The sequence below is a fragment of the Fodinibius sp. GM21 genome, assembly GCF_058386955.1.
The window spans coordinates 676,725-703,353 of the sequence record NZ_JBYEIQ010000002.1; the positions used below are offsets into that span (position 1 = coordinate 676,725).

The 26,629-nt window shown below is 42.7% G+C and carries 25 protein-coding genes and 2 tRNA genes; 18 read left to right on the forward strand and 9 right to left on the reverse strand.

Annotated features, from left to right (window positions below; all coding sequences use genetic code 11):
- Positions 1-196: 196 nt before the first annotated feature.
- Positions 197-733, forward strand: a complete 537-nt coding sequence (locus tag ACT3IB_RS06830) for a macro domain-containing protein (RefSeq protein WP_491538257.1) — start codon at positions 197-199, stop codon at positions 731-733.
- A gap of 75 nt (positions 734-808) precedes the next feature.
- Here ACT3IB_RS06830 and ACT3IB_RS06835 read toward each other — a convergent pair whose 3' ends face one another.
- Entirely contained in the window at positions 809-1,588 is a 780-nt protein-coding gene (locus tag ACT3IB_RS06835; RefSeq protein WP_491538258.1) for a S1/P1 nuclease, read from the reverse strand.
- Positions 1,589-1,687: 99 nt separating this feature from the next.
- On the opposite strand from ACT3IB_RS06835, the gene ACT3IB_RS06840 reads away from it, so the two are divergent.
- Positions 1,688-2,068: a DUF2784 domain-containing protein gene (locus tag ACT3IB_RS06840; protein WP_491538259.1), complete on the forward strand. Its 381-nt coding sequence runs from the start codon at positions 1,688-1,690 to the stop codon at positions 2,066-2,068.
- A gap of 55 nt (positions 2,069-2,123) precedes the next feature.
- Here the strand turns inward: ACT3IB_RS06840 and ACT3IB_RS06845 are convergent, their stop codons facing one another.
- From ACT3IB_RS06845 to ACT3IB_RS06870, 6 genes are all read right to left on the reverse strand, one after another.
- A complete protein-coding gene (locus tag ACT3IB_RS06845) occupies positions 2,124-3,146 on the reverse strand; it encodes a DnaJ C-terminal domain-containing protein (protein ID WP_491538260.1) in 1,023 nt (340 codons plus the stop codon).
- Between the two features lie 178 nt (positions 3,147-3,324).
- Entirely contained in the window at positions 3,325-4,830 is a 1,506-nt protein-coding gene (locus ACT3IB_RS06850) for a Do family serine endopeptidase (protein ID WP_491538261.1), read from the reverse strand.
- Positions 4,831-4,988: 158 nt separating this feature from the next.
- Positions 4,989-5,378, reverse strand: coding sequence for an Hsp20/alpha crystallin family protein (locus ACT3IB_RS06855; protein ID WP_491538262.1), 390 nt, complete (start codon positions 5,376-5,378; stop codon positions 4,989-4,991).
- A gap of 290 nt (positions 5,379-5,668) precedes the next feature.
- On the reverse strand, positions 5,669-7,054 hold the full coding sequence (locus tag ACT3IB_RS06860; protein WP_491538263.1) for a 3-deoxy-7-phosphoheptulonate synthase class II: 1,386 nt from the start codon (positions 7,052-7,054) through the stop codon (positions 5,669-5,671).
- A 124-nt stretch (positions 7,055-7,178) separates the two neighbouring features.
- Complete coding sequence (locus ACT3IB_RS06865) at positions 7,179-8,228, reverse strand: WG repeat-containing protein (RefSeq protein WP_491538264.1); 1,050 nt, start codon at positions 8,226-8,228, stop codon at positions 7,179-7,181.
- 87 nt (positions 8,229-8,315) lie between these two features.
- Positions 8,316-8,969 (reverse strand): hypothetical protein, encoded by a 654-nt coding sequence (locus ACT3IB_RS06870; protein WP_491538265.1) that lies wholly within the window; start codon positions 8,967-8,969, stop codon positions 8,316-8,318.
- A gap of 138 nt (positions 8,970-9,107) precedes the next feature.
- Here ACT3IB_RS06870 and uvrA point away from each other — a divergent pair, with 138 nt between their 5' ends.
- The 15 genes from uvrA (at position 9,108) to ACT3IB_RS06945 (ending at position 25,143) form a co-directional block, all read left to right on the forward strand.
- Entirely contained in the window at positions 9,108-11,966 is a 2,859-nt protein-coding gene (gene uvrA, locus ACT3IB_RS06875; RefSeq protein WP_491538266.1) for an excinuclease ABC subunit UvrA, read from the forward strand.
- 106 nt (positions 11,967-12,072) lie between these two features.
- Positions 12,073-12,276 carry a hypothetical protein gene (locus ACT3IB_RS06880; protein ID WP_491538267.1) on the forward strand — a complete coding sequence of 68 codons (204 nt, stop codon included), beginning with the start codon at positions 12,073-12,075 and terminating at the stop codon, positions 12,274-12,276.
- A gap of 104 nt (positions 12,277-12,380) precedes the next feature.
- Positions 12,381-12,929, forward strand: a complete 549-nt coding sequence (locus ACT3IB_RS06885; protein WP_491538268.1) for a hypothetical protein — start codon at positions 12,381-12,383, stop codon at positions 12,927-12,929.
- An 80-nt stretch (positions 12,930-13,009) separates the two neighbouring features.
- On the forward strand, positions 13,010-14,827 hold the full coding sequence (secD, locus tag ACT3IB_RS06890; protein ID WP_491538269.1) for a protein translocase subunit SecD: 1,818 nt from the start codon (positions 13,010-13,012) through the stop codon (positions 14,825-14,827).
- Positions 14,828-14,867: 40 nt separating this feature from the next.
- On the forward strand, positions 14,868-15,779 hold the full coding sequence (gene secF / locus ACT3IB_RS06895; protein ID WP_491538270.1) for a protein translocase subunit SecF: 912 nt from the start codon (positions 14,868-14,870) through the stop codon (positions 15,777-15,779).
- 43 nt (positions 15,780-15,822) lie between these two features.
- The gene (locus tag ACT3IB_RS06900) at positions 15,823-16,179 is read left to right on the forward strand and encodes an STAS domain-containing protein (protein ID WP_491538271.1); all 357 of its coding nucleotides are present in this window, start codon (positions 15,823-15,825) and stop codon (positions 16,177-16,179) included.
- Positions 16,180-16,245: 66 nt separating this feature from the next.
- Positions 16,246-17,520 (forward strand): adenylosuccinate synthase, encoded by a 1,275-nt coding sequence (locus tag ACT3IB_RS06905; protein ID WP_491538272.1) that lies wholly within the window; start codon positions 16,246-16,248, stop codon positions 17,518-17,520.
- A 148-nt stretch (positions 17,521-17,668) separates the two neighbouring features.
- A tRNA-Gly gene (locus tag ACT3IB_RS06910) sits at positions 17,669-17,740 on the forward strand.
- A 311-nt stretch (positions 17,741-18,051) separates the two neighbouring features.
- Positions 18,052-18,930 (forward strand): mechanosensitive ion channel family protein, encoded by an 879-nt coding sequence (locus tag ACT3IB_RS06915; protein WP_491538273.1) that lies wholly within the window; start codon positions 18,052-18,054, stop codon positions 18,928-18,930.
- 79 nt (positions 18,931-19,009) lie between these two features.
- A complete protein-coding gene (gene purF, locus ACT3IB_RS06920; protein ID WP_491538274.1) occupies positions 19,010-20,512 on the forward strand; it encodes an amidophosphoribosyltransferase in 1,503 nt (500 codons plus the stop codon).
- Entirely contained in the window at positions 20,512-21,102 is a 591-nt protein-coding gene (gene yihA, locus ACT3IB_RS06925) for a ribosome biogenesis GTP-binding protein YihA/YsxC (protein ID WP_491538275.1), read from the forward strand. The genes purF and yihA overlap by 1 nt, the downstream gene beginning before the upstream one ends.
- Positions 21,103-21,124: 22 nt before the next feature.
- Positions 21,125-22,720: a phosphoglycerate dehydrogenase gene (serA, locus tag ACT3IB_RS06930; RefSeq protein WP_491538276.1), complete on the forward strand. Its 1,596-nt coding sequence runs from the start codon at positions 21,125-21,127 to the stop codon at positions 22,718-22,720.
- A gap of 29 nt (positions 22,721-22,749) precedes the next feature.
- On the forward strand, positions 22,750-23,148 hold the full coding sequence (gene mce / locus ACT3IB_RS06935) for a methylmalonyl-CoA epimerase (RefSeq protein ID WP_491538277.1): 399 nt from the start codon (positions 22,750-22,752) through the stop codon (positions 23,146-23,148).
- 47 nt (positions 23,149-23,195) lie between these two features.
- Positions 23,196-23,269 (forward strand) — tRNA-Pro (locus tag ACT3IB_RS06940).
- A gap of 338 nt (positions 23,270-23,607) precedes the next feature.
- Positions 23,608-25,143, forward strand: coding sequence for a Kelch repeat-containing protein (locus ACT3IB_RS06945; RefSeq protein ID WP_491538278.1), 1,536 nt, complete (start codon positions 23,608-23,610; stop codon positions 25,141-25,143).
- 14 nt (positions 25,144-25,157) lie between these two features.
- Here the strand turns inward: ACT3IB_RS06945 and ACT3IB_RS06950 are convergent, their stop codons facing one another.
- Positions 25,158-25,316, reverse strand: a complete 159-nt coding sequence (locus tag ACT3IB_RS06950) for a zinc ribbon domain-containing protein (RefSeq protein WP_491538279.1) — start codon at positions 25,314-25,316, stop codon at positions 25,158-25,160.
- A gap of 69 nt (positions 25,317-25,385) precedes the next feature.
- On the opposite strand from ACT3IB_RS06950, the gene ACT3IB_RS06955 reads away from it, so the two are divergent.
- Positions 25,386-25,733: a hypothetical protein gene (locus ACT3IB_RS06955; RefSeq protein WP_491538280.1), complete on the forward strand. Its 348-nt coding sequence runs from the start codon at positions 25,386-25,388 to the stop codon at positions 25,731-25,733.
- On the opposite strand, the gene ACT3IB_RS06960 is transcribed toward ACT3IB_RS06955, so the two are convergent.
- On the reverse strand, positions 25,730-26,557 hold the full coding sequence (locus ACT3IB_RS06960) for a tetratricopeptide repeat protein (RefSeq protein WP_491538281.1): 828 nt from the start codon (positions 26,555-26,557) through the stop codon (positions 25,730-25,732). The two genes, ACT3IB_RS06955 and ACT3IB_RS06960, sit on opposite strands and share 4 nt — an antisense overlap.
- Positions 26,558-26,629: the final 72 nt, after the last annotated feature.

Genomic DNA, 26,629 nt, shown 5'->3' on the forward strand with positions numbered 1-26,629 from the left:
CAGTGTTGTTGCTCTTCAATATGACGCTTTGGGCTTGTACCTGTAATTATGGTAGTGAAACTGCTATTTAAATTTCGGATGGAGTCTGTTTGTCAGTTAGCTGGCATCATGTTTCCCAAGGCATAGTGATCTGGAGTTGAATTTGAATTATGTATTTCGTGTTTTGAAAAGTAATTGTGAACTGACAAAAAGGACTATGAGGGAAACAAAACAATCGGGAATCACCATAGAGCTAAAGCGGGGTGATATTGCTAACCAATCGGATGTGGAAGCAGTTGTGAATGCTGCCAATGCGGAGCTGCGTATTGGGGGCGGAGTAGCCGGAGCGATTCATCGGGCAGCCGGACCTGAACTTGCCGAAGAAACGCGATCGATGGCGCCCATAAAGCCGGGTGAAGCGGTTATTTCGGGCGGACATAATTTGCCGAACGAATATATTATTCATTGTTTAGGGCCGGTCTATGGAAGAGATGAACCCTCTGATGAATTGTTGGCTGACTGCTATAAAAATGCACTGGATCTAGCTGAAGATCACCAGATAGAGCGGATTGCATTTCCGGCTATTTCAACCGGGGCATTTGGATATCCGATGAAAGATGCTGCGCGTGTTGCTTTTCAAACAGTTCAGGGAAAAGCTGATGACCTGGAATATGTTACGCTCATCCGCTTTGTCCTTTGGAGTAAAGGAGATATTGCAGTTCACGAAGATGTGATGGAAGAAATATTTAGATAATTCATCAAAAAAACCGCAAGGTTTCCAGTGTGATTATCTTTTAGGACAGAGTAAAACTTTGCGGATTGGAAAAAATTACTGTCGATAAATTTCATTTAGCACACCGGCCAATCGCACGCCGCCTTTCAGCAGTTGGCGATCCAGCAGATCGCGATTTTTGTACTGGTATTTATAGCCAATTTCACGGTCTTCAGGCAGATCATATACCTGCTGGCGTAGTTTCATGGCTTCATTGGCCCAGTTGATAACGTTAGTGTTTTGCCAGTTTTCGATCTGTTGATCAGAAGGGTGGTTAATCGCAACAGAGAATTCGGTATAGCTCAATTGCGTGTCGTCGATCATTTCGCTGTCCCACACGCGGTGCAGGTTTGAATCATCATAAAACCACTCCACCTCAGTGTCATTACCGCCCCGATCTTCTCCATTGCCTACATGCAGGGGTTGGTGAATATCCCCGACTAAGTGAATGAGCATCTTGAGCTTTTTCTTTTCTTCCTCGGATGACAGGTTACCGCTTTTGAGCTCTTCAATAAACGTTCGAATGGAATTAATAAGATCTCCATTGGGATTCTTTTTTGTCTCCTTGTAGGTCATCCCATCTGGAATAGTGACCCAGTGCCAGTCATGCGTGTGATCATAAGCAGGATCTGACTTTATTTTATCCATCCAATTGCTGGCAATTGCCATCGATTCGTCCCCGAGCACGCGATCAACCTCTTCCCGGGCTTCGGGCGTCAGGTAGTCTGCAGCAATATCACCCACAATACGATGCCCGTTTTGCCCCCAAAAACTATTGTTGGCAATATCGTTAGCGGGGAAAAACAAGAGGGTTGAAATCAATAGAATAAAAACCATACTGTTGAACAGTTGTATTAAAGTTTTGTAGGCAGATGAATATCACTACTTTTTAGAAGAAAGGTAAATGCTTTTGGGACTTTTAACATCATCTTTGAGATGTATATTTTGCTTGATATTGGTTTTATCGTCTTCCACACCGCCTTTATACTGTTTAATCTTTTTGGGTGGATATGGGAAGTGACTCGTCGCTGGAACCTTTTTACATTACTTCTTACGGCGTTTTCGTGGTTTGTTTTGGGGATCTGGTACGGATTCGGATACTGTCCTTGCACGGATTGGCACTGGCAGGTACGGCAAGGATTGGGATATACCGAGATGCCGAGTTCCTATATTGAGTTTTTGGTGGAGTTATTGACAGGATTGAATTTCAGCACTGCTTTGGTAGATACTGCAACGGTAATACTGTTTTTCTTGGCACTGGTGGTATCCTTCTACGTCAACTTTCAAGATTTTGAGAAGAAAAGAATTGTCTCCTGAAGTTTAAACTTACAATGGTCCGAGCCCCGGCCCGAACCATTAATTTCTAATAATTCTATTTTTTTGCCATTTGCTTAAATAGTTTCTCTTCTTCCTCGGAGAGTTTTTCTGGTACTTGTATTTGGATGCGAACAAATAGATCTCCTTTGTTGGATGAATTTCGAAATTCAGGCATACCCATACCACCCAATCGGAACAGCTTTCCACCCGAAGTTCCGGCGGGGATATTCAGCTTGGCTTTACCGGCCAGCGTATTCACCACCGTCTCTCCACCCAGAACAGCAGTGTAAAGATCAATAGGATGGTCATAGTAAATATTATTGCCTTTGCGTTCGTATCCATCCGGCATATCAATATTCACAGTCAGATAAAGATCGCCTCTGGAACCTCTAGAAAGTTTGCTTCGTCCTTTTCCTTTTAGCTTGAGGCGCTGTCCGTCTTTAATACCGGCGGGAATCTTAACTTTCATTTTTTCACTGCCGACACGCAAAGTTCGTGAGGTTCCTTCGTAGGCCTCTTTCAGGGGGATCGATACGCTGGCCTTAATATTTTGCTTCCCGTTACTGCTTCGTTGTTGTCGGGCATTACTTTGATATCGTCGTCCACGCGACTGTTGCTGTTGAGCTTGCTCGAAGGGATTGCCACCGCCTCCGAATATGGTTTCAAAGAAGCTTGAGAATCCGCCTCCCATGCCACCGCTTCTTCCACGGCTGCGGGCACCGCCGCCGAACAAGTCATTTAAATCAAAATTTGTTTGGTAGCTCTGCTGACCACCAAAACCGCCTCGGCCCTGACTCTGACGCGCATAATTTTGCCAGTTAAAGTCGTCAGCAGATCCGCCTGCTCGTTGGTATTTCTTCCAGTCTTTACCAACTTCATCATAGAGTTTACGTTTTTCCGGATCTTTCAGCACTTCATACGCTTCTCCGACCTCTTTAAACTTCTCTTCCGCTGAGGGGTCGTCAGGATTTTTATCAGGATGGTACTTTGCCGCTTTCTTACGGTATGCCTTCTTTATTTCATCCTGAGAGGCATTTTTGCTGACACCAAGTATGTCGTAATAGTTTTTATATTCCATAATGAAATTGTGCCATTATAGAGCTTTTGTCTTCAATTTGATTAATAATAGAGCAAATAAGGTGCCACAATCCAAAAGCTAACGTTTTGTCAAAAATTGAGTTAAAATTCGTCAGCTTGTCATAAAAAAAAGCCCTCCGGCGAACCGAAGGGCTTTTATCAGTAAGTGATCAAAATTATTAGAGTTCAAAAGCAATAAGCTGGCTATTGCCACCGGGAGTAATCACTCGAAGCAACACCACATCTTTACCATCTTCAACAAGTTGACTCATTATCCCGTTGAATTCCCGAACATTGGACACATTCTGTCGATCTACTTCTGTAACAACGAAACCACGACGTAGTCCTTGTTGGTAGGCCTCACTCTGTCGTGATATTTGGGTAATAACAACGCCATCTTGGTTTTGACTGAGTTCTAGCTCTTTGGCAATGCGTGGCGTAAGGTCTTCGACTTTAAAGCCGAGTTGTTTTTCCATATTAGGTTCTGATGACTGACCCGGCTGCATTGCAGACATCATTTCTTCGGGCTGTTCTCCCAGCGTTACTGTAATAGTTTGTTTTTCTTCGCCCCTGATTATCCCAAGTTTTACATCGGTGCCGGGAGGAGAAGTGCCGATAGATGTGCGCAGTGAACTCCAGCTTCGAACGGGTTCACCATTGATCGTTTGAATAATGTCATCTTCCTGAAGACCAGCTTTTGCTGCAGGCCCGTCTTCGGGTACGTTGCCGACTATAATACCGTAAGCCTCATCAAGGCCGAGTGCTTTTGCCATAGTAGCATCCACTTCTCCACCCATTTGAATACCAAGATAGCCACGGACCACTCTTCCATTTTGGATGATTGATTTCATCACGTTTTTAGCAATGTCAATGGGAACGGCAAAGCCAATACCATCGCTACCACCTGATCGGGAAGCAATGGCCGTATTAATGCCAACCAGATCACCATCCATGTTTACAAGGGCACCGCCGGAGTTGCCGGGGTTAATAGCGGCATCAGTTTGAATAAAGTTTTCATATCCAGCTCCTTTTTCGATGATGCCAACTGAACGTCCCTTGGCTGATACAATACCCATTGATACGGAGTGTGCGAGACTTGCTTCTAACGGACTACCGATAGCTAATACCATTTCGCCCACTCGTAATTGTTCACTGTTTCCAAGTTTTATAACATTTAGTTCTTTTAGTTCTTTGGCATCGATTTTTAATACCGCTATATCAGTAAGGGGATCGGTACCAATTACTTTGGCATCATACCTTTTATCGTTAAAGAGTTGTACTTCCACCTCACTGGCGTTTTCTACAACGTGGTTATTTGTCAAAATGTGTCCTTTCTCAGAGACAATAACGCCGGAACCTTGTCCACGCCGTTGGTATTCTTGAGGTTGTTGGCGCGGGTTGCCAAAAAATTGACTTAGAGGATTTGGTCGTGCTTCAACCGTTTGCGTTACTTTAACGGTTACAACCGCCTGTTTTGATTTGTCAGCGATATCAACAATAGCATCATTTAGCTCCCCAATAGTTTTTGAGGGAGGTCTCTCTGATTGTTCAACATTTTTATCAGAGGAGAAATCAGGCAGTGAAAGCACCGATGCATTATTGGTCTGTAAATCAACGGTATAGAAACCGACAACCAATACAGCTACAAAAGCCCATAACAAATTAGAGGAACGAATTTTTTCCATAATGAACTTAATTTAGATCGAGATTAATAATTTTTGAATTTCTGACAGTTCAATAAACATTCGAGAGTAGGAAATTATTGTGTTATTGACCGAAAAAAGAAACGGGAGCTGCTGTTCATGGCAACTCCCGCGGGTCGGGAATAAATTATTAGCTGAGGTTAGCTGATTTCAATCTGTTTCTTCACTTTGTCTTCGCTCTTATCAATGCTGATGTTCAACAATCCATTTTCATAGGTTGCTGAAATACTTTCTGCATCAACATTATCCGGCAATTGGAAAGAGCGTTCGAAAGAACCGTACTTCGACTCGACGCGGTGGTATTTCTTACCTTTCTCTTCATTTTCGAAACTGCGCTCACCACTAATGGCAAGTCGTCCGTTTTCCAGGCTGATATCAATATCCTCTTTATTCATACCTGGAAGTTGCGCAGTTATTTGAAACTGGTCCTCAGTTTCAGAAATATCGATACTGGGCACAAAACTACCGCGCCGATCATTTACAACATCATTGAAAAACTCATCCATGATGTCTGAAAAGTTCTTGTCCATTGTATTTCTGTTGGGTTTGGAATATCTCATTAAAGTCATAATAAACACCTCGTAAGTGAATTTGTGTTGGAAATATTTGTTGATCAAACTCACTTTAATAGCAGCAAGTGCTGTACCAACAGCTATTAGGAAGCAAAAGTCTGCCATTCAGCCATAGGAAGGGCGCGAAATTTTCAGAGATGTCAGCAGCTAAGAAAAAAATGTCACTGCCCGATTCGTCAAACCGTCAGCTACGCTGTATTTGTGGCAGAAAAGGGCAGAATACAGTGAGCAGTAGACAGCGATTTGTCCTACTCGCCATAGCTTTGGTTCCACTCTTTGGCGATAAGGAATGCCATCTCTAAACTCTGCTGATAATTGAGTCGCGGATCACAATAGGTTTCGTAATTTTTGTGAAGCTGTCCCTCATGCAGACCATTGGCACCGCCTACACATTCGGTTACATTATCACCGGTAAGTTCGAGGTGAACCCCACCGAGATAGCTGCCCAGATCACGGTGAATTGCAAAGGTTTTGCGGATTTCAGAAACAATGGCATCAAAATTACGAGTTTTGACGTCTTCATCCGTTTTGAACGTATTGCCGTGCATAGGATCACAGCTCCAAACGACTGGCATACCCTCATGTTTAATATTTTTGATAAGGTCTGGAAGCCCACTTTCAACCTCGTCTTTTCCAAAGCGGGTAATAAGGACAATCTTTCCTTGTTCATGAATCGGATTTAATCGTTCAATCAACTTCAGGGTATGATCCAGATCATAGTTCGGTCCGATCTTGATGCCAATTGGATTGCGAATACCGCGCAGATACTCCACATGAGCGCCGCCCAGATCGCGTGTTCTGTTTCCAAGCCAAACCATGTGAGCACTTAGATTGTACCAACCCTCCCGACGGGGGACCTGCTGCGTTTGGGCAGAATCGTAATATAAATTCAAGCCCTCGTGAGAAGTATAAATATTAATTTTTTGGGTCGTACTAAATTCATTGGGCGTAATGGTCTCCATAAAATTAACTGCCTTCTGGATGGAGTTTACCATCGCCTCGTATTCTTTGTAATACTCGTTTTCTTTCATGAAATCGAGCTCCCAGTATTCGGGATGGTGCAGGTCGGCAAACCCTTCATCAGAAAGCGCCCGCAAGAAGTTAAGGGTAAGTGCTGCTTTATTATATCCCTCAAGTAATCGTTCGGGATCAGGTTTGCGTGCCTCTTCAGTAGGGGTGATACTATTGATTAAATCTCCGCGATAATTGTGGATTTTTTCTCCATCAATAATTTCGTAGTCTCGTGATCGTGGTTTTGCATATTGACCAGCGATGCGTCCTACTCGAATAACAGACGTTTCCATCTCGTGGATAAGAATGAAGCTCATCTGCAGTAGAACCTTGAGCAGATTCACAATTTTTGGGGACTTACAATCCGCAAAACTCTCGGCACAATCGCCTCCCTGTAGTAAGAAACTGTTTCCCGCACTTACATCAGCAAGCTTTTTTTTCAGAGCTTCAACTTCCCACGATGTAATTAGCGGAGGATTATTTTGCAATTTGTTATAAGCCTGCTCCAATGCTGCCTGATCCGGATACGTTGGAAGTTGTTTGACCGGAAATTGTTTCCAGGATTGGGGAGACCAGTCTTTGGGATTTGCTACTTCAGAAGCCACTGATTTTTTGGAATACATTAATTCTTGAGCGGTTGTTTGTCCTTCTAATAAAAGCCCTAAGATTACCGAAAATTACGGATAGGAGCAATTATAACAAGTTATAGAGTGTTAAAATCCTGCGAGATGTAAAAAAACCAAAGTTTTAACTGATTGGTTCCAGGGCAAAAACGCCGTCCCTGTTAATATAGCCATATTTCTTTCCCAGTTTCACCATGGCAAAACCACCCCGGTAACTCCAGGCTTTATCGTAGATGGGATCCGCAATTAACTGTCCCCGTTCATTGATAAATCCATATTTTCCGTCTTGCTTGATTTTGGCTCTGCCCTCACGAAATGAAAAAGCTTTCTCATAAATAGGTTCTATGAGAATTTTTCCCTGTTTGTTGATATACCCAAACTTTTTCTGATCTAGATTTTCGTTATTAACGGGCATGGCAATAACAGCTTTTCCTTCGGAAAATGGTTGGGCTTCCAAAAATCTCGACTCTATAACCACAGCTCCATTTTTATTGATGTACCCCCATTGTTTGTATCCCAACTGTACTGCTGCTAATCCCTCAGAAAACGATTTCGCCTGAGGATATTTGGCTGGTATGATCATTTTACCCGAGGTATTGATATATCCCCACTCTTTGTGTTCTGATGTTTGAACAAGAGCCAGCCCCTCGCTTAAAGCGTGAGCCATTTCAAATTGTGGTTGAATTTCGAATTTCCCTTGCTGATTGATATAACCCCAGTTGCCTCTTTTGTGTTGCTGAACGGGCGCTAAGCCATTGCTGAAACTTCCCGCATCATGAAACTGAGGTTCAATAATAAAATTGCCGTCCCGGTTGATAAACCCGTATTGACCGTGATCCCTGACTAAGGCTTTACCATTTTTAAAGTTTTGAGCATGATCAAACTGTGGTTCAATTGCGATATCCCCTTGGCGGTCAATGTAGCCTATAGTTCCCAGAAAATTGACGGCTGCTAATCCTTCGGAAAAGGTATAGGGCCAGACTTTGTTATCGACAAACTTAAACTGGGGATCGATTTCTTTCTCAAGGGTACTGTTTAAAAACCCTACCTGCTGATTTTCCAGATAGGGATACAAATAATTTTCGGCAGAATCTGTAGGCTCAGATGCTTTACATGAGGTTAAAAATATGACGATTCCGGCTACGATAAGCCCCTTCCAAATCCTCTTTGACATGGTTGTACTGTATTGCTCTTCTTGGCATTGACGTTGTGTTGTTTTTACCCTGATGGTGAGGCAATGTTCCGGTGTAAGGGCTAGTCATCAGGCTCGGTAATCTTCGGCAGGGATGGTATCTGATGCTTCGATTAGACTTCGGTAGATTACTGCGGTAGCCATGGTTGTCAGTGGATAAGTGAAAATAACACCTACTCCGAACAATAGAGCACCGATAAGGTTTAAGAAGACCACTGCAACTCCGAATACAAAGAGTTCGAGCAGGAAGTCTTGTGTTAAATTAAAACTCTTCTGTAGAGCCGTAAAAGAGGAATCGTCGTTTTCGATGATGAAGTAGGGGAAGAATTGAAATCGGATGGCGATCCAGATGCCGGGAGCAATGAGCAGAAGTAAACCCACAGAAACGGCCAATCCATATATGAAGCTGGCAACAAAGTAGCTGAAAAAAATACGAAAGTTATTGAACATATCGGCAACGCTGACAGGAGCATCTTGCACCAGCAGCAGCATTAATTTGGTAAAACCAAGACTCAAAAAGATTTGTACTGCGGTTAATAAAAATGAAACCAGTTGCGTTTCTAAGGTGGGATTCTCGGGAGCACGCAACATAAAATAGATTTGCGGTACAACAGCCAATACAATAAAAGTAAGTACCGCACCAATAATAAACGAAGCGTACGATTTGTACTGCTGAAAACTAAACTTAAAAAGGGATGGCAGGTCGATAGAAAGTTGCTTCATAACTATTGAATGAAACGCCGATATTTTCCGTTATCTTTCCTGATTTCAATAGTGAAATCAGTTTTAATTATAGGCTTCAAAAGATACGATTTATCCTTATCTTTTAAAGTTTTATTGAACTTCAAATCCGTATTACCTTTGCGAGAAAATATAGTTATCCGCGGCGCGCGCGAACACAATCTGCAAAATTTAGATGTTAATATACCCCGCGAAGAGCTTGTCGTTATTACCGGCATTTCCGGGTCAGGGAAATCATCGCTGGCTTTTGATACTATTTATGCCGAAGGGCAGCGTCGGTTTTTAGAATCGCTTTCCGCCTATGCCCGACAGTTCTTGGGGATGATGGAGCGCCCTGAAGTTGATTTTATTGACGGACTTTCCCCGGTAATTTCCATCGATCAGAAAACAACAAACCGAAATCCTCGTTCGACCGTAGGTACGGTTACTGAGATTTATGATTTCTTGCGGTTGCTGTATGCCCGCGTTGGCGTACCCTATTCGTGGAAGTCAGGAAACAAGATGGAAAAGCAGACCGCCGATCAGGTGGTAGCTACGATTATGGATATGCCTGAAGGAACCAAAGCTTACTGCCTGGCACCGGTGGTACGTGGACGAAAGGGGCATTACCGGGAGCTATTTGAGCAGACGATGAAACAGGGTTTTGTGCAGGTCCGCGTAGATGGGGAATTTATGGATCTTGAAGAGGATATGAAGGTGGAACGCTATGAGAAACACGATATTGAAGTGGTGGTCGACCGGTTTGTGATCAACGAAAAAAGTGAAAAGCGCATCGCTGAAAGTGTACGGCTGGCACTTGAAATGGCCGAAGGAAATGTGATTTTAGCTGTTCCCCAAGAAGAAGACGGGGAAGTTGAATTTAAGGATCATCTGTATTCACAAAATCTCTTTGATCCCGAAAGCGGACTGGCATATGAAGATCCCGCGCCCAATATGTTTTCCTTTAACTCACCTTATGGTGCTTGTCAACATTGTGATGGATTGGGCTATACGTATGATGTAAACCGCGATTTGGTGATTCCCAATAAAGAACAGACGATCGAGGAGGGAGCCATTCGGTATTTGGGAGAGCCGCGCGATATTTTTGCTTTCAAGCAGATAAGAGCGGTGCTCGATTCGGTGGGGCTCGATTTTGATACGCCGATCAAAGAGTTTACCGAGGAGCAACTGGATCTGCTTTTTGAGGGAGGAGGTGATACCAAGTATGACGTCAGTTATGATTTCCGTGATGACAACGTTACCTATAAACACTCCTTCAAGGGATTGCGGGACATGATTTATGAAAAGTACGAGGAGAGCAATTCCAACAAGCAGCGCGATAAGGCCAAGGCATTTATGAGCAAAATCGATTGTCCTGAATGCGGCGGCGGTCGACTCAATAAAGAGGCCCTTTCGTATCGTATTGACGGTTATACGATTGATGAGTTGGTGCAAATGGATATTACAACACTCCGGGATACGATTAACAATCTTGATCTCACCGAGCGACAGCAGAAGATCGGAAGCCAGGTACTCAAGGAAGTGCGCGATCGCGTAGACTTTTTGCTTAATGTTGGTCTTAATTACCTGACTTTGGATCGTGAAGCACAATCGCTTAGTGGGGGCGAAGCGCAGCGCATCCGTTTGGCTACACAGATTGGTACTCAGCTGGTTGGTGTACTTTACATTTTAGACGAACCCAGTATTGGGTTGCATCAGCGGGATAATATCAAGCTGATCAAATCTCTTGAAACACTTCGCGATCTGGGGAATAGCGTAATTGTGGTAGAGCATGATCGGGAAACCATTGAGTCGGCTGACTATGTGATTGACATGGGGCCGGGAGCCGGTGAATACGGCGGGGAAATTGTGACGGAAGGGCGGCCCGAAGATCTCGACCCTGATTCAATGACGGCCAAGTTTTTGAAGGACGAGGAAGTTGTTCCTTACCCCGATGAACGGCGCAAGGGTAACGGGAAGTCGGTCCGGCTGGAAGGTGCACGAGGCCATAATCTTAAAGAACTGGATGTTGATATTCCCCTGAGTAAATTTATCTGTGTAACAGGCGTTAGTGGAAGTGGAAAGAGTTCGCTGATCAACCAAACGCTGGAGCCTATTCTTTCGACGGAGTTTTACAACTCGAAATCGGTGCCGCTCCCGTTTGATAACGTGCATGGTATCGATAATCTGGATAAAATTATTTCGGTGGATCAAAGTCCAATCGGACGCACGCCGCGCTCAAATCCCGGGACTTATACCAAGGTGTTTGATCATATCCGCAAGCTTTTTGCGGAATTGCCGGAATCTAAAATTCGCGGTTACGATCAGGGACGTTTTTCATTTAATGTAAAAGGCGGTCGTTGCGAAGCTTGTAATGGTGACGGGGTTCGAAAAATTGAAATGAACTTTCTGCCGGATGTATATGTGGATTGTGAAACATGTAACGGCAAGCGTTATAACCGGGAAACGCTCGAAATTTATTACAAGGGTAAAAATATCTCCGATGTATTAAATATGTCGGTCAATGAAGCGCACGAGTTCTTTGATTCAGTGCCCGCCATCAATCGAATTTTAGGTACGCTTGTTGATGTTGGTCTCGGCTATCTGCGATTGGGTCAGCCCAGTACGACGCTTTCGGGCGGTGAAGCACAGCGTATTAAACTTGCTCGCGAACTTGCCAAAGTGGGAACCGGCGATACGTTATATATTTTGGATGAGCCCACCACAGGATTGCATTTCCAGGATGTACGCATGCTTGTAGACGTGATACAGCAGCTAGTAGACAAGGGCAATACCGTAATTGTCATAGAGCATAATCTTGATCTTATTAAAGCAGCAGACTGGATTATTGACTTGGGGCCCGAAGGTGGGGTTGGCGGTGGAGAAATTATTGCCGAGGGGACCCCTGAGGAAGTTGCTCAAATGGATGACAGCTATACGGGACAATACCTGAAAGAGGAGTTTGACCGTGAGGAGCAACGGACGGTTACAGCTTCTTAAAGATATATCGAAGGAAGATTTGAGGTTTTTGTTGACTAAGATTTGTCGGATTGCATTTCTTTCGACATTATTGCATATATCCTTCTAACAAAAACTGGAGGTTTATATGAGCTTTTTTGCAAAGTGTCTATTAGTATGCGTGGTGCTCACCATACTAATAACGGTACTGTTTGAAAGTGTACTCTATTCGCAGATGCCTCTTTCGAGCAATGTTTTGTTTGCTTCTTTTGCTTCGTTGATGCTTACGATATTTTATGGCTGGTTTGATGACATGTTTTTTCGGAATCATCAGCCGGGGTTGGAAGAGTAACGCGGTGTGGGCTATAACCACCATATGACCTTATTGATAAGATATATTACGAAAGCAGAAAAAGGTTTGTCCCGTTCTTACATTCTCCCTATTTTCTGCCACTGATGAATCGACTTCGTACACATATAATTCGCATTACGGTAATTGCTGTAATCTGTACAGGCTTTGGGCTGTATATGATACAGCAAACCCAGGTAAATCGGTCATCGGAGGCTTTTGCAAGCTGGTTAACGACCAAGGTGAAGGCTTCTGACAGTGTTACTTTACAAAAGGAGTTAGATGATCTTCGGAAGTCAACTACTCAGTTGGATGAGTTTATAAAAGAGGCTTCCCAGATTTTGGAAAGTAACGACGAGACCCTTGATTTTTCTTTTGCAGGATCAACGGTTTCAATGCACTTCTACCAGCTGTTGCTTATTGAATGGAGTCAATTTCAAACGGGTAATGCCATGGCTGGTATTCCTATTCCATCAATTACCAAAGGGTTAGGTTCTGTTGTTTTGGATCAAAAGGGAGCAATAGGATCAGCTTCTGCTGTATCGCTCATATCTAAACATCTGTTGCTTATTAAAAATTATACAGCAGAATCTGATGAGTTTTTTGCTACGGCAATGCAGCCGATGACAGAGGGCATTGCTATTGGGGCGCCATAGATGTATCAGCAAGGCACGCTATTCTTTGTTAAACATCTATAAAACGAATTTCTATTCTTAATTTTTTAAAACGATTTGTTATGAAAGGTAATGGATTTAAAATAGGTTCAATCGTCGTCTTCTTGGCGCTTACGATTGGGTATTTATGGCCAACAGTGCAGTATACGTTGGAGCAAAATTATATTGAGGATTTGCCGGAAGCCGAGCGCGCTGAATATGTAGAAGAAAATGCGCAACGTCTGCAAGAGTTGCGACAGAATTCGTTGTCGCTAGGGCTTGACCTGCAGGGCGGTATGCATGTTACTTTAGAGGTTGGAACCGCGCAATTCTTAAAAGAACTGGCAGGCGATAACATTGATTCAACGCTAACAAACGTTATTGATGATGCTAAACAACAGGCCATTGAAAATGATACCGACTTTATCAATGAAATGGTGCAGTTGTTTGAGCAGCGATATCCGGATGGTCGGTTAAGTCGTTATTATCGTTCGGATACCGAAAATATTACCCGCCGGTCAACAAATGAAGAAATCCTAGCCTATTTGCAGAAACAGCGAACTTCTGCGGTAGACAGGGCGATGGAAATTATACGATCGCGCGTTGATCGTTATGGTGTAACTGAGCCCGCTATCTTTAAGCAGGGCAACAACCGAGTGGTTGTTGAGCTTCCGGGTGTATCCAATAAGCAGCGAATACGTGATCTGTTAAAAGGGACAGCCCGACTCGAATTCCGATTAGTAGGTCAGCCGGACCAAATAAGTAATGCCAAGGATCGCATTGTAAGTTATTACGATCAGGTTTCGTCAGACACTACTGATACCGTTCAACAGGGATCTGCTCAAAATCCATTACTTGAAGTGTTAAATCCACGTGGACGCAATCCGTATTCTTTTGGTTATTCTACCGGCAGAGATACGGCTAGCGTAAACGAGTTACTGCAACGACCTGAAGTTCAGGAGCTTATGCCACGAAATATTGAGCTAATGTGGGGAGCATCACCGTTTACTGAAACCGAGCAAGGTCAGGAATTATTTGAACTTATTGGCGTGCGATCAGAAGTAGAGCTGACCGGAGATGTTATTTCTGAAGCCAGCGTAAATTTTGATCAGGCTACCAATCAGCCCCGGGTGTCAATGAACATGAACGCCGAAGGCGCTCGACGCTGGGCACGAATTACCGGGGCAAATATCGGTAAGCCCATTGCTATTGTTCTTGATGGGTATGTTTATTCCTATCCCAATGTAGAGACAAAAATTTCTAACGGACGTTCTTCGATTTCCGGATTAGAAAGCGTTACCGAAGCCGAAGACCTTGTGAATATATTACTTTCGGGTGCTCTTCCTGCTCCGCTTGATATTGTCGAAGAACGCACGGTTGGCGCTACCCTTGGTGAAGAGTCAATTCAGGCCGGATTTTATTCGACCATTATCGGGCTTATCATTGTTGCCATTTTTATGATCGTCTATTACCGAGCCGGTGGGGCAATCGCCGACCTCGCGCTTATGCTCAATATCATCTTTATACTGGGTATTTTAGCGGCCTTTAAGGCAACGCTCACCTTACCCGGTATTGCGGGTATTGTACTTACCATTGGTATGGCCGTGGATGCTAACGTGCTGATATTTGATAGGATTAGGGAGGAGCAGCGAGCCGGTAAAACGATTCGTGCTGCCATTGAGGGTGGTTACTCCAACGCTATGAGTGCGATTATGGATGCCAATATTACAACATTCTTTGTTGGTATCATTCTTTACAGTTTTGGTGTAGGGCCCATTAAAGGATTTGCCGTAACGTTGATGGCCGGTATTGTAGCCTCATTGTTTAGCGCCATTGTGATTACTCGCGTAATTGTGGATTACCTGACACGCGACAAATCTGCCGAGATCAGCTTCGGTTAATAACAAAGAAATTTAACATTTATAATAAGGGACATAAATTATGAGATGGTTTGAGAATCCTGATTTTAACTTTCTAAAAGGTCACAAGATTGCCTATTACGTTTCCGGTATTCTGCTTGTGGCTTCTATCTTTGGAATTCTGACAAAAGGATTGCAGTACGGCATTGACTTTAAGGGCGGTAAAGAGTTTGTCCTTGAATTTGAGCAGCCTGTCGATGTCATTGATATTCGCTCCGAACTATCGGAGCCGTTGGATGGTACGCCGGTTGTCAAACTTTTTGGATCACCGGAAGAAGTCTTGATCCGTACAGATAACCCTAAGAGTATTTCTGAGGTACAAACGCTCATTACTAATACGATGTCGGAGGTCTATCCGGATAATCCGGCTACCGTTATTAAGACCGATATTGTCGGAGCGCGTTTTGCAGAAGATCTTAAGCGGGGGGCGTTAAATGCTATTATTTTTGCCTTGATTGTGATCTTTATTTATATCCTCATCCGGTTTAAAGACTGGACGTATTCGGCGGGTGCGGTAGCGGCATTATTTCACGATGTCTTAATCGTAGTTGGTGTATTTACTTTCCTTTCGGATATTGTGCCGTTTAGTTTGCAAATGGATCAGTCGATTATTGCTGCCTTTTTAACGATTGTAGGTTACTCTCTTAATGATACAGTGGTGGTATTCGACCGTATTCGGGAGAACAGCCTACTGTATAAAACCATGGATCACGATCAGATGGTCAACAGGAGTTTAAACGATACATTAAGCCGTACTGTAATTACCTCGGTGACGACCTTTTTTGTGGTAACCATTCTATTTATATTTGGCGGTGAAGTGCTTAAAGGCTTTTCCTTTGCATTGATGCTTGGTGTCATCATTGGTACCTACAGCTCGTTGTTCGTAGCAAGTTCAGCAGTTGTTGAAATTCAACGCTACCAAGAAAAAGCTTAATTATTATATTAACTCCTAATATTAACAAGCGGGGAGCAATCAAATGAACTTTAATATATCAGAACGATATAATTGTGTTGTAATTGAATTCAAGGGCAATGTGATGGGTGGCCCTGATGCCGTCAAACTCAACGAAAAGCTTCACGAGCTTATCGAAGAGGATAGAACAAACGTTGTTGCCGATCTTGGCAAAGTTAAGTTTATGAACTCTTCGGGCTTGGGAATGTTAATTGGGGGTCTCACAACGATGCGTAAAGCAGGCGGAGATTTACGCATTGCAAATGCAACCGATAAAATCGAAAGCCTGCTGGTTGTTACCAAGTTGATTACCGTTTTCAACCATTTTAAGTCGCTTGAAGAAGCGGTTAAATCATATGGTAATACCAAAGAGGAAGAGTAATATAGTTTAAATTTAATTTAGGAAAGGGGTGACTATTCACCCCTTTTTTTATGTCACATTGATATTATGGCCATTCGTGTTGTTGTAGGAGCCCAGTGGGGTGATGAGGGGAAAGGAAAAATAGTAGATCTGCTTAGTAAGAATGCGGATTACGTTGTTCGGTATCAGGGTGGTGCGAATGCCGGGCATACTCTCGAATTTGATGACAAAAAAATTGTGCTGCATCTCATTCCATCAGGCATTTTTAATGGTGATGCAACCTGCATTATTGGTAATGGAGTCGTAATAGACCCGTTTGCACTGCTCGAGGAGATCAAAGAGGTGGAAGCGATTGGGGGCGATATTAAAAATCGGCTAAAGATCAGCAGTTCCGCTCATGTAATACTTCCGTATCACCAGCTGCTAGATCAGGTTAAAGAAGAACACCGTGGAGATGATGCTATTGGTACCACCGGACGAGGTATTGGTCCGGCCTATGTGAGCAAGGTTTCACGCGTGGGTATTCGCATGTCGGATCTTTTTCATCCAAAGGCACTGCGCAAAAAGGTACAGGATAATATTGCGGATATTAATGAGGCTTTACAGCACGTATATAAACACGATCCTATTGAGGCCGAGCCAATTATTGAGGACTTGTTGGAAGTCGCTGATACATTATGTCCTTATATTACAAACACCTCCGCCTTGCTGCATGATGCGATAGAAAAGGGCGATGAAATTTTATTGGAGGGGGCTCAAGGCAGTCTGCTGGATGTCGATCATGGTACTTATCCTTTTGTGACTTCATCCTGCCCTACATCAGGCGGGGCATGTACCGGTTCAGCTATTCCGCCCACGGCTATCAATAAAGTGATGGGGATCTCCAAGGCCTATTGTACCCGCGTTGGTAACGGACCATTTCCAACTGAGTTGACAAATGACGCTGGCGAAAAACTGCGTGAAGCGGGTCAGGAATTTGGAGCTACTACCGGGCGTCCCCGCCGCTGTGGCTGGATTGACCTGGTTGCTCTTAAATATGCGGTGCGGTTAAATGGAATGAACGAGATGACCCTTACCAAGCTTGATATCCTGGATGACTTTAAAGAAATCAAGTTGTGTACTGCTTATCGCATTGATGGTGAAGAAACAAATGTCTTTCCTTTGGATCTTCCTGACATTGAGAATATTGAGCCGGTTTTTAAGACTATGCCCGGCTGGAATGAATCCTTGGAGAACTGCAATACGGTTGAAGAATTTCCGAAAGCAGCAAAAGACTACTTTCAATTTATAGAAGATTATTTAGGGATAGAGCTGACGATTTTATCCAAAGGTCCCAAGCGATCAGAGACGATTGTTCTTTAACTATTTCAGGCAAAAAGTTTTGCAGAAAATGACTAATTGTTCTTGATATATATAGGGTGAATACCTTATATTTGGGACTCTTTGAAAAGCGGAAATATTCTCGTCACTAAAGCGACTGAAAATACATTTTTAAAGAGTTGACATACTAGCGGGAGTAGCTCAGCGGTAGAGCATCTCGTTGCCAACGAGAAGGTCGCCGGTTCGACTCCGGTCTCCCGCTCTCCTGACAAAAAGCTCTTGCAGGTTACTGCAGGAGCTTTTTTATTTTTAAACAGATTTTCGTCAACCGATGTTTGCTTCCTTCGGTTTCTATCAAAAAAATTAGTTTCCATACTTAAAACTTTTCTCTTTCTTAGAAGAGGTCATGCAAAACCGAATATCATCTCGAATCTCGATTTAACGGGATGAGAATTCTTTTTTTAATATTTGACCATTTAGATACTCAAAAATTTCTCTGATGGTCGAGATGACGGTTAGAAATGTAGAAAGGCTTCTTTGAATTTAATGCCATTCAAGAAATAGTAAAAGATTATGGAAATTTTATACAGCCGGTTTGAAGAGCTTTTTGAACAATTTCTGGAAAAGCTCCCCGAACTCCTTATCGCTTTAATAATTCTTGTCCTATTTCACTTCTTGGCAAGAGGCGGTCGAAAAATTTATAAAAATGTATTGGATAAAACGCCTTTAACATCGTCGAATATAAATTTCTTCGGGAAATTAATATATGCATTCATCTTTGTTATTGGCATTCTGATAGCACTCAATATTTTGGGATTATCCGGTATTGCAACCAGTATTTTAGCCAGTGGTGGTATTACCGCTGTTATCTTGGGCTTTGCCTTTAAAGACATTGGCGAAAATTTTCTGGCGGGATTTTTCATGGCCTTTAGTCGCCCATTTACCAATGGTGATCTTATAGAGACCGAAGGGGTTATGGGCCGCGTGCAAAATATCGAATTACGTCATACCCATATTCGTATGGCTAATGGGTGTGATGTGTTTGTGCCGAGTTCTCAGTTGCTTTCCAAGCCGCTGTATAATTATACGCGAGATGGATTACGCCGCGGCAAATTTACAGTTGGGGTTGATTACCGTGATGATGCCGAAAAGGCATGTCGTATTTTATTAGATGTTGTTAGGGAAAACGAAAACGTTCTCGAGAACCCGGAACCCATGGTACAAACAACCGGTTTTATGCCCAACTTTGTGGAACTAACCGGTTATTTTTGGATCAAAGTAGATGTTTCCAAGCAGGAAGTATTTTTGGCGAATATAACATCGGAGCTCATGGATCAGGTTCGGTCGGCATTAGTCCAACATGATTTCACATTCAGCTCCGAAGTTACGACTGGTGTAGAAATGAGCGACGTTAATGTCAGACTCGACGATACTTCTAAACGACCAAAATAAAATAATCATTTGTTTCCACATACTGCACTATTTTTATTAACTTCCAGTCACTGGAAACCAATTCTTATCAATTAGCTTAATGATCGACAAGCCACGCGATTATTGCGGCATTTTTGGGATGCAAAACCATCCCGACGCAGCCCTTCTCACCTATTACGGACTGCACGCACTGCAACACCGGGGACAAGAATCAGCGGGAATTGTAACTTCTTATTTTGATGAAGAGCAAAATCGGTGGGTAATGCCTGCGCACCGTGATTTTGGTCTCGTGCTTAATGTATTTGATAATCAGAAGATATTTGAAGAAGAACTTAAAGGAACAGCCGCTATTGGGCATAATCGGTATTCTACCACAGGTGCCTCTAAAAACCCTGCAAATATTCAGCCGTTTCGTGTTCTTTATCGCAGCGGTAATATTGCAATAGGGCACAATGGAAATTTGGCAAATGCCAAGCAATTGCGTGAGCGCTTCAGGGAAGAGGGCGTGCTTTTCCAAAGTACCTCAGACACCGAGCTTATTCTGCATCTGATATCACACAGCAAAAAAGAAACACAGCTAGAACAGGTTTTAGATGCACTTGAGCAGGTTGAGGGTGCATACAGTTTGGTGATGCTGACCGACGACAAATTGATCGCAGTTCGTGATCCTAATGGGTTTCGTCCGTTGGCGTTGGGGAAAGTGGACGGATCGTATTGTGTAGCGAGTGAAACCTGTGCGTTCGATATCATTGACGCCGAATTTATCCGTGATATCGAGCCCGGAGAAGTGCTGGTAATGGATCAGGATGCTACAGCTGATTCTGAACCGGAATCTTATCATCTGGATGCCGAATATGGTACCGATACCAGCCAGTGTATTTTTGAGTATGTCTATTTCTCACGCCCAGACAGTAAAATTTTTGGCGAAAATGTTGATAAAGTCCGTCGTAATTTGGGTAAGTATCTGGCCAAAGAGCACCCGCTTGATGAAGTGATAAGGAATGCTCCCGGTGATAAAAAACCTATTGTGATTTCAGTGCCCGACTCCAGCAATACCGCTGCATTGGGATACGTACATGAAAATCAAAAATTAGGACACAAGTGCAAGTTTGAAATCGGGCTGATTCGCAATCACTATGTGGGGCGTACCTTTATATCACCGGGACAGGAATCCCGCAACCAAAAAGTGCGAACAAAGTTTAATACAGTGCAGGGCGTGATCGAAGGCCGTTCGGTTATTATTGTGGATGATTCGATTGTGCGTGGAACGACATCGCGCTATTTAGTTAACATGATCAGGCAGGATAATCCTGCAGAAGTACACTTTTTGGTGAGTTCACCACCGATCATCAGTCCTTGTTATTATGGGATGGACTTTCCGACCCCTGAGGAATTAATGGCCAATCGGTTTGACCAAGATATTGAGGCAATGGCCGAAGAAATTGGGGTAGATAGCCTCCGTTATTTATCGCCTGATGGGCTGGTAAACGCTGTAAAAGAGGCCAATGTATCTCCCAAAGGATACTGTACCGCCTGTTTTACCGAAGAGTACCCCGTACCGGTTAACTTTGGCATCGAAAAAGAGGAAAACGAAATCATATAATGCCTTTCAAAAAAGCTGACTTCGTCACGAGTGCTCCTTCGCTGGATGTTTGTCCTGATCCCTATTTTCCCGAGATCTGTTTTGCAGGTCGTTCTAATGTAGGCAAATCATCGTTGATTAATGCTTTAGTTGATCACAAGGGATTGGCTCGCACCAGTAATGTGCCGGGAAAAACACAGCAGATGAATTATTACCAGGTGGATGACAAGCTGTTCTTAGTTGACCTGCCCGGATTTGGGTATGCCCAGGTTTCCAAAGAGGAACGGGAGCGCTGGGGACGTGATATTCGCGATTACCTGTTAGAAAGATCGACACTCCGCTTGGTTCTTCATTTGGTGGATATTCGCCATGAGCCCAGCGATCTAGATGAAGAATTTTTCTATTGGCTGGGAACGAATCGACTGCCGTTTGCTGTGGTGCTATCGAAGGCCGACAAACTTTCCTACAATAAACAGCAGCAATCCAAGTTTCGGTTACAGCGGATTTTGGATGAAATGAATATTGAGGTGCCTATAATTGTCAGTTCTACAAAAGACAAAAAGGGAATTGGGGAAGTAAAACAATTGATAACCGAATTTGCTGAATTTTAAACAATCAAATTAACACATACCGATGTCATTTAAAGTTTTACTGTTAGATAATGTTGATGAACTCTGCGAGAAAGTTTTTGAAGAACGCGGAATTGAAGTTGTACGCAATCATAATTTAAGCGGGCAGGAACTGCTTGATGAGATAAAATCGTATGACGGTATCGTGGTGCGGAGTTCAACAGATGTAACACCGGAAGTGCTAAAGGCTGCAGAAAAATTAAAGGTTGTAGGTCGTGCCGGAGTGGGCGTTGATAATATTGATATTGACGCTGCAACGGAACGAGGGGTATTGGTGATGAATACGCCCGATGGCAATACGATTTCTACTGCAGAACATACTTGCGGAATGATTTTAGCATTGGCGCGAAATATCCCTCAGTCAGTTAATAAAGTTAAAAGTGGTGGATGGGATCGAAAAAAATACATGGGTACAGAAGTCCATAACAAAATACTTGGTATTGTGGGACTTGGTAAAATAGGCGGTGAAGTAGCCGAGCGTATGCAGAAGTTTGGAATGACCATTAAGGCTTATGATCCCTTTGCATCAGTAGAAAAGGCTGAAAGTCTGGGCGTAGAATTGCTCGAATTGGATGAGTTGCTTGGTGAGGCTGATTTTCTAACGGTTCATACTCCGTTGACTGAGAAGACGAAGAACTTGGTTTCGATGGAAAATGCAGATCAGCTCAAAAAGGGAATGTACCTGGTGAATTGTGCCCGGGGTGGAATATATAAAGAAGAGGATTTGATTACGCTTATAGAGGAGGGATACGTAGAAGGTATAGCACTGGATGTCTATTCCAGCGAGCCTCCTACCGAAGAACTGTATGAGTTACTGAAGCACCCTCAGATAATAACAACACCGCATCTTGGTGCTTCTACTGAGGAAGCGCAGGAAAAAGTGGCCGAACAGATTGCTCATCAGATGGCCGATGCCCTGGAGCAGAAAAGTTTTAAGGGAAGCTTGAACGGAAAATCGATTTCGTTGATCACCAATAAAGAGGTGCAGCCGTATTTGAAACTCGCTGAAAAGCTGGGAAGCGTGGCTATTCAATTGGCTTCAGAGCATGCCAACGAGTTTTCATTTGAATATAGCGGTACCTGCACCAAATTTGCGGATGTTTTAACTGATTCCATCCTAAAAGGAATTCTTTCGCATCATGTAAGTGAGTCGGTAAATCTGATTAATGCCCGTTATTATGCTGAAGAGCGTGGACTGAATATTCGTGAAACTACTGCCAGTCAGACAAAAACATTTAACGACTTGATAACTATTAAGCTTGATGAAGGAGCTGATTATAAAAGAATTTCTGCCACCGTTTTCGGTGAAAATGATTATCGCATTGTAGAAATTGACGGATTTGGTATTGAACTGCGCCTTGAAGGGGATATCATTATGTATCAAAATGTAGATAAACCCGGGATGCTGGCATCGGTCAGTAGCGCGTTGGCAAATCAAGATATCAATATTGCCAACTTGAGTTTGGGACGTACAAAGAAAGGCGAGAATGCTATTACAGCCGTATCTGTGGATAAAAATATGTCGGATGAGGAGCTGCAGCCAATACTTGGGCTCGAAGGTATTCGAGCATTACAATATATTAGTTTGTCTGCGAACTAACTCCGGTAACTGTAAATAGAATATAAATCATGCATATTGATCATATTGGCATTGCGGTTGATAATTTGGAGGAAGCGGTAGAAACCTACGAAAAGCTTCTGGACGGAGAGTGTTATAAGCGCGAAGTGGTAGAAGATCAAAAAGTAGAAACGGCATTTTTTAAAACAGGTCAATCCAAAGTTGAGTTGTTAGGGGCTACAAGTTCGGACTCAGTGATTGCCAAATATGTGGCAAAAAAGGGCGAAGGTATGCATCATGTGGCATTCGAGGTGGATGATATCCATGCTGAGCTGGAACGGCTACAAAAAGAGGGCTTTACCGTGTTGAGTGATAAACCCAGCCGCGGAGCCGATAACAAATTGGTGGCTTTTGTGCATCCCAAAGACAATCATGGCGTGTTGGTAGAACTATGCCAAAGTATCGAATAATAGGTTGAGTTTTGCCACCGACAGCCATATCTTTAGCAACTCTAATTCGGGACGTGGCTCAGCCAGGTAGAGCACTCGACTGGGGGTCGAGGGGTCGCTGGTTCAAATCCAGTCGTCCCGACTTTAAAAGGCTTCAGAATGTTTAAAAAGCAGATCTGGAGCCTTTTTTTTATTTTGGAAATTTTCATTGTTACCCCTGTTGCATCAGTATTTGTTATCGCATTGTTATAAAAAAGCCCTGCCAGATATAGATCTCTGACAGGGCTTAGACTTGCCACCCCAAAAATTGCCCCTTCTTGTTAATAGTCTATTATACTATTTTGTAAAGAAAGGTCATTTGCATGGGACAAAAAACAAAGCTATGATTAGCAGATGATATATTTTGATGGCGCAAATAGCCTCTCTCTTGATGAATCGTTTCTACAATAGGATAAAAAGATGATTTTATCGAAGCATTTTATGAACTGGTTCATAAAAAAATTCGGAAAAAGCATTGTGTCAGCCTGCTTATTGGTTGTGCCGATACTATTCCTGGGAGTTTATAATTCTTCAGCTCAATCCACGAATAATCCGACCACCAAACCTAATAAAGAACCCCGATTTATTCATGGCGAAATCATTTATGCTGATGTTGATACTGCTAATAGTAGATTATTGGTTGTTCTGAGTGACGGTCTTTGGCAATACAAGTTAGATTCTAACCAATGGTTGTTCTTATCAGAATTGGAATCCTTGCCTGATGATTTTTCTGAGTTCGAGTTTGCCTACAATGATAAAAAGGGGGTGATGAGTTTTTGGGATCGAGGGGTGGGACGCGTTTTTGAGGTTGACCCGCAAACATATCAGACAACAAGAATTGATAAATCTCATTCCCATAGAAATCAGTTTAAACATCAACCTTTTATTAGAGCAGGTGATATTTATGCTTTCGGGGGATATGGTTACTGGATTTGGAAGAATTATATCACGCATTACGACAGGGAATTGCAGGAATGGAGTGTACAGAATGTTGATCCTGTTTCTCAAGTTCCAAGTGCAAGGGTTCCCCATACAGGAATTTATTCTTCATCCTTAGATGAATTTCTTATTTATGGGGGACGTATTCCTGTTGAAAAGCAAAGAGCTGATGATCAATATACTGCCCGCCATCATGTTAACGACATATGGCGCTTCTCTTTTGCTGACAATAGCTGGAATAAAGTTACAACTATGGATCAGAGATACCGATTCTATAACCCCGAATCTTTTATACGAATTAGCAGGACAAATGGGATAAGTGGCTCAGCCTACAGTAATGAAAGTGACGTCTGGTATATTCCAACAGTTACTGAAGATACTTCTGATGATTTGATGTTTTTAAAAATGGTCAATGCAGCATCGGGGCAAGTAGGTGAGGCAATATTATTACCTTCTATTAAATCAAACCAAATAGTACCGATTAATTTTCTATTTAATCCCCGTTCGGGGAATCTGATCATTGTAGGAATAAAGAAAATTACGGATGCTGATCAGTATCCGGTCGAAGTTATCAGGGTAAGCGAAGACTCTGTTTTATCTGAAATACAGTTTGCTGAATCTAATGAAAATGGGTACTGGATATATGTTTTGATATTACTTTTACTTGCCGGGCTTTCCGGTGGTTTTTATTTGAAGAATCGCTTTAACCCCAAAAAGGATCGCTCAAAAGGGAAAAAATCGTTTACACATCGGCAGATACAGCAAGTGCAGTGGTTGAATTCGGACGAAAAACGGTTGTTAAAGTACTTGTTCGGTAATCAGGGATATCTTGAGTCAATGATAATAGATGAGGCGCTTTGGCCTGATATTGATAACTATGATTATCGGCGGAAATTGAGAAATGATACCATCAATTCTATCAACAAAAAATTCAGGAAACGCTTATCTAAAAATGTCGATATTATTGAAAGGATTAAAGATCCGGATGACCAACGAAGATATTTATATGGATTAAATGAAGATGTCGTGGATTCCTAACCCGTCAATAAATTCTAAAATACTATCCAGTATAACAGCAGTAGAATTATCATAATCCACGCTGCGATTTGATAATGTAGCGGTTGGCTCGGAAATTCATATCCGCAAATAGGACATACCTCTGCATCGGTATCCACTTCCATAGCACAACCGGGGCACTCTTTTTTATCCATAGCATTTCTAAATGATCATCAGCTTGCCTATAATTAAGCTGAAATTAAGGAATACAAGACAGTACCCAAATGAAAATTCAGACAACAGCTGAAATAGTATCATTAAAAAGAGATGGGCAAGTGATTGATCTCAATCAGCACCATACCATTGACCTGGAGTTTTCGGCGATCGATACCGGTGGCGGATTTAAAGATCCTATGCTTGATTTTTCGATTCCGTTAAAGAAATCAATTGAATGGAGTAATGGGCAGCCTGCAATCAGTCTAACATTGGCTGATCCTGCTAATGAAGATAAAAAAGTCTCTTTCTCATTCAGTGGAAAAGTAACCGTTTCTCAACAGCAGATTAATGGTCGGATCAAGGACGATCAGCTGAACAGAGAAGTGATTGGATTTGTCTTAAACTTATTGCGCTAATTAAAGTGCTCCTCGAGTAGTTTTTGGCTGCGGTATTGAACATAGTGGTCTTCAACTTTGTGGGAGTCCCGAGGTGTCATACGCATAATTTCATATAGAAGTTCTTTTGCTTCCTCCTTTCGGTCAAACTCCAGTAGAATATTTGCATACAGCATCTTATTTGTAGGATTTTCGGGGGCAATTTCCACTGCCTTTTCAACAAGTTCCAACGCCTTATCTTTTGACGGCCAACTCATTACGATGGGAATATTGGGAGAATAAAAATGCACTTGGGCTAAAATGCGATATCCGCCTCCATCTTGGTATTTGGGATTTGCATCAATGATATCTTTGCATATTCCCCGTAACTTTTTTGAAATGCCGCTTGTAGCTGCCCGTGCAAAGCTATGAACGTCTGCCCAGCGGCCGATATTGGCAGCATACCAGAACTTAATGGGTACTGAATCGGGATAACGGGCAATCATCTTCTCTCCCAAATTTCGTCCCTTTTCATATACATCTTTTTGCTGATCTTTGCTAAGCCCGGTAAACATCCCTTTGAAATAGTAAGACCGTAAGAGATATGCAGCTGATTCCTCAGGTTTGATATTCTGATCTAATGCAGATTCAAATAGATCAATAGCCCGATTGATATTGGTAGGATTCGCTTTGAAAGAATCGGCATTGGCATCTCGCTGAAGGTAGAATCGTTCCCCACGTTCAAATGTGGATTGGCCTATTGCATCAGCGAAAGGGATTGTTAAAAATAATCCGCATGAAATAATTGTAGCAATGGAGATTTGTCGACTTTGAAAGTAAGGTTTTTGGTAGAACCTGGTAGCCATGAATGGATGTAATTAATTGATGAAGTTTGCGCTTGTTATAGTTGGTAAAAGAAGTATGAGATATTCTTAGAC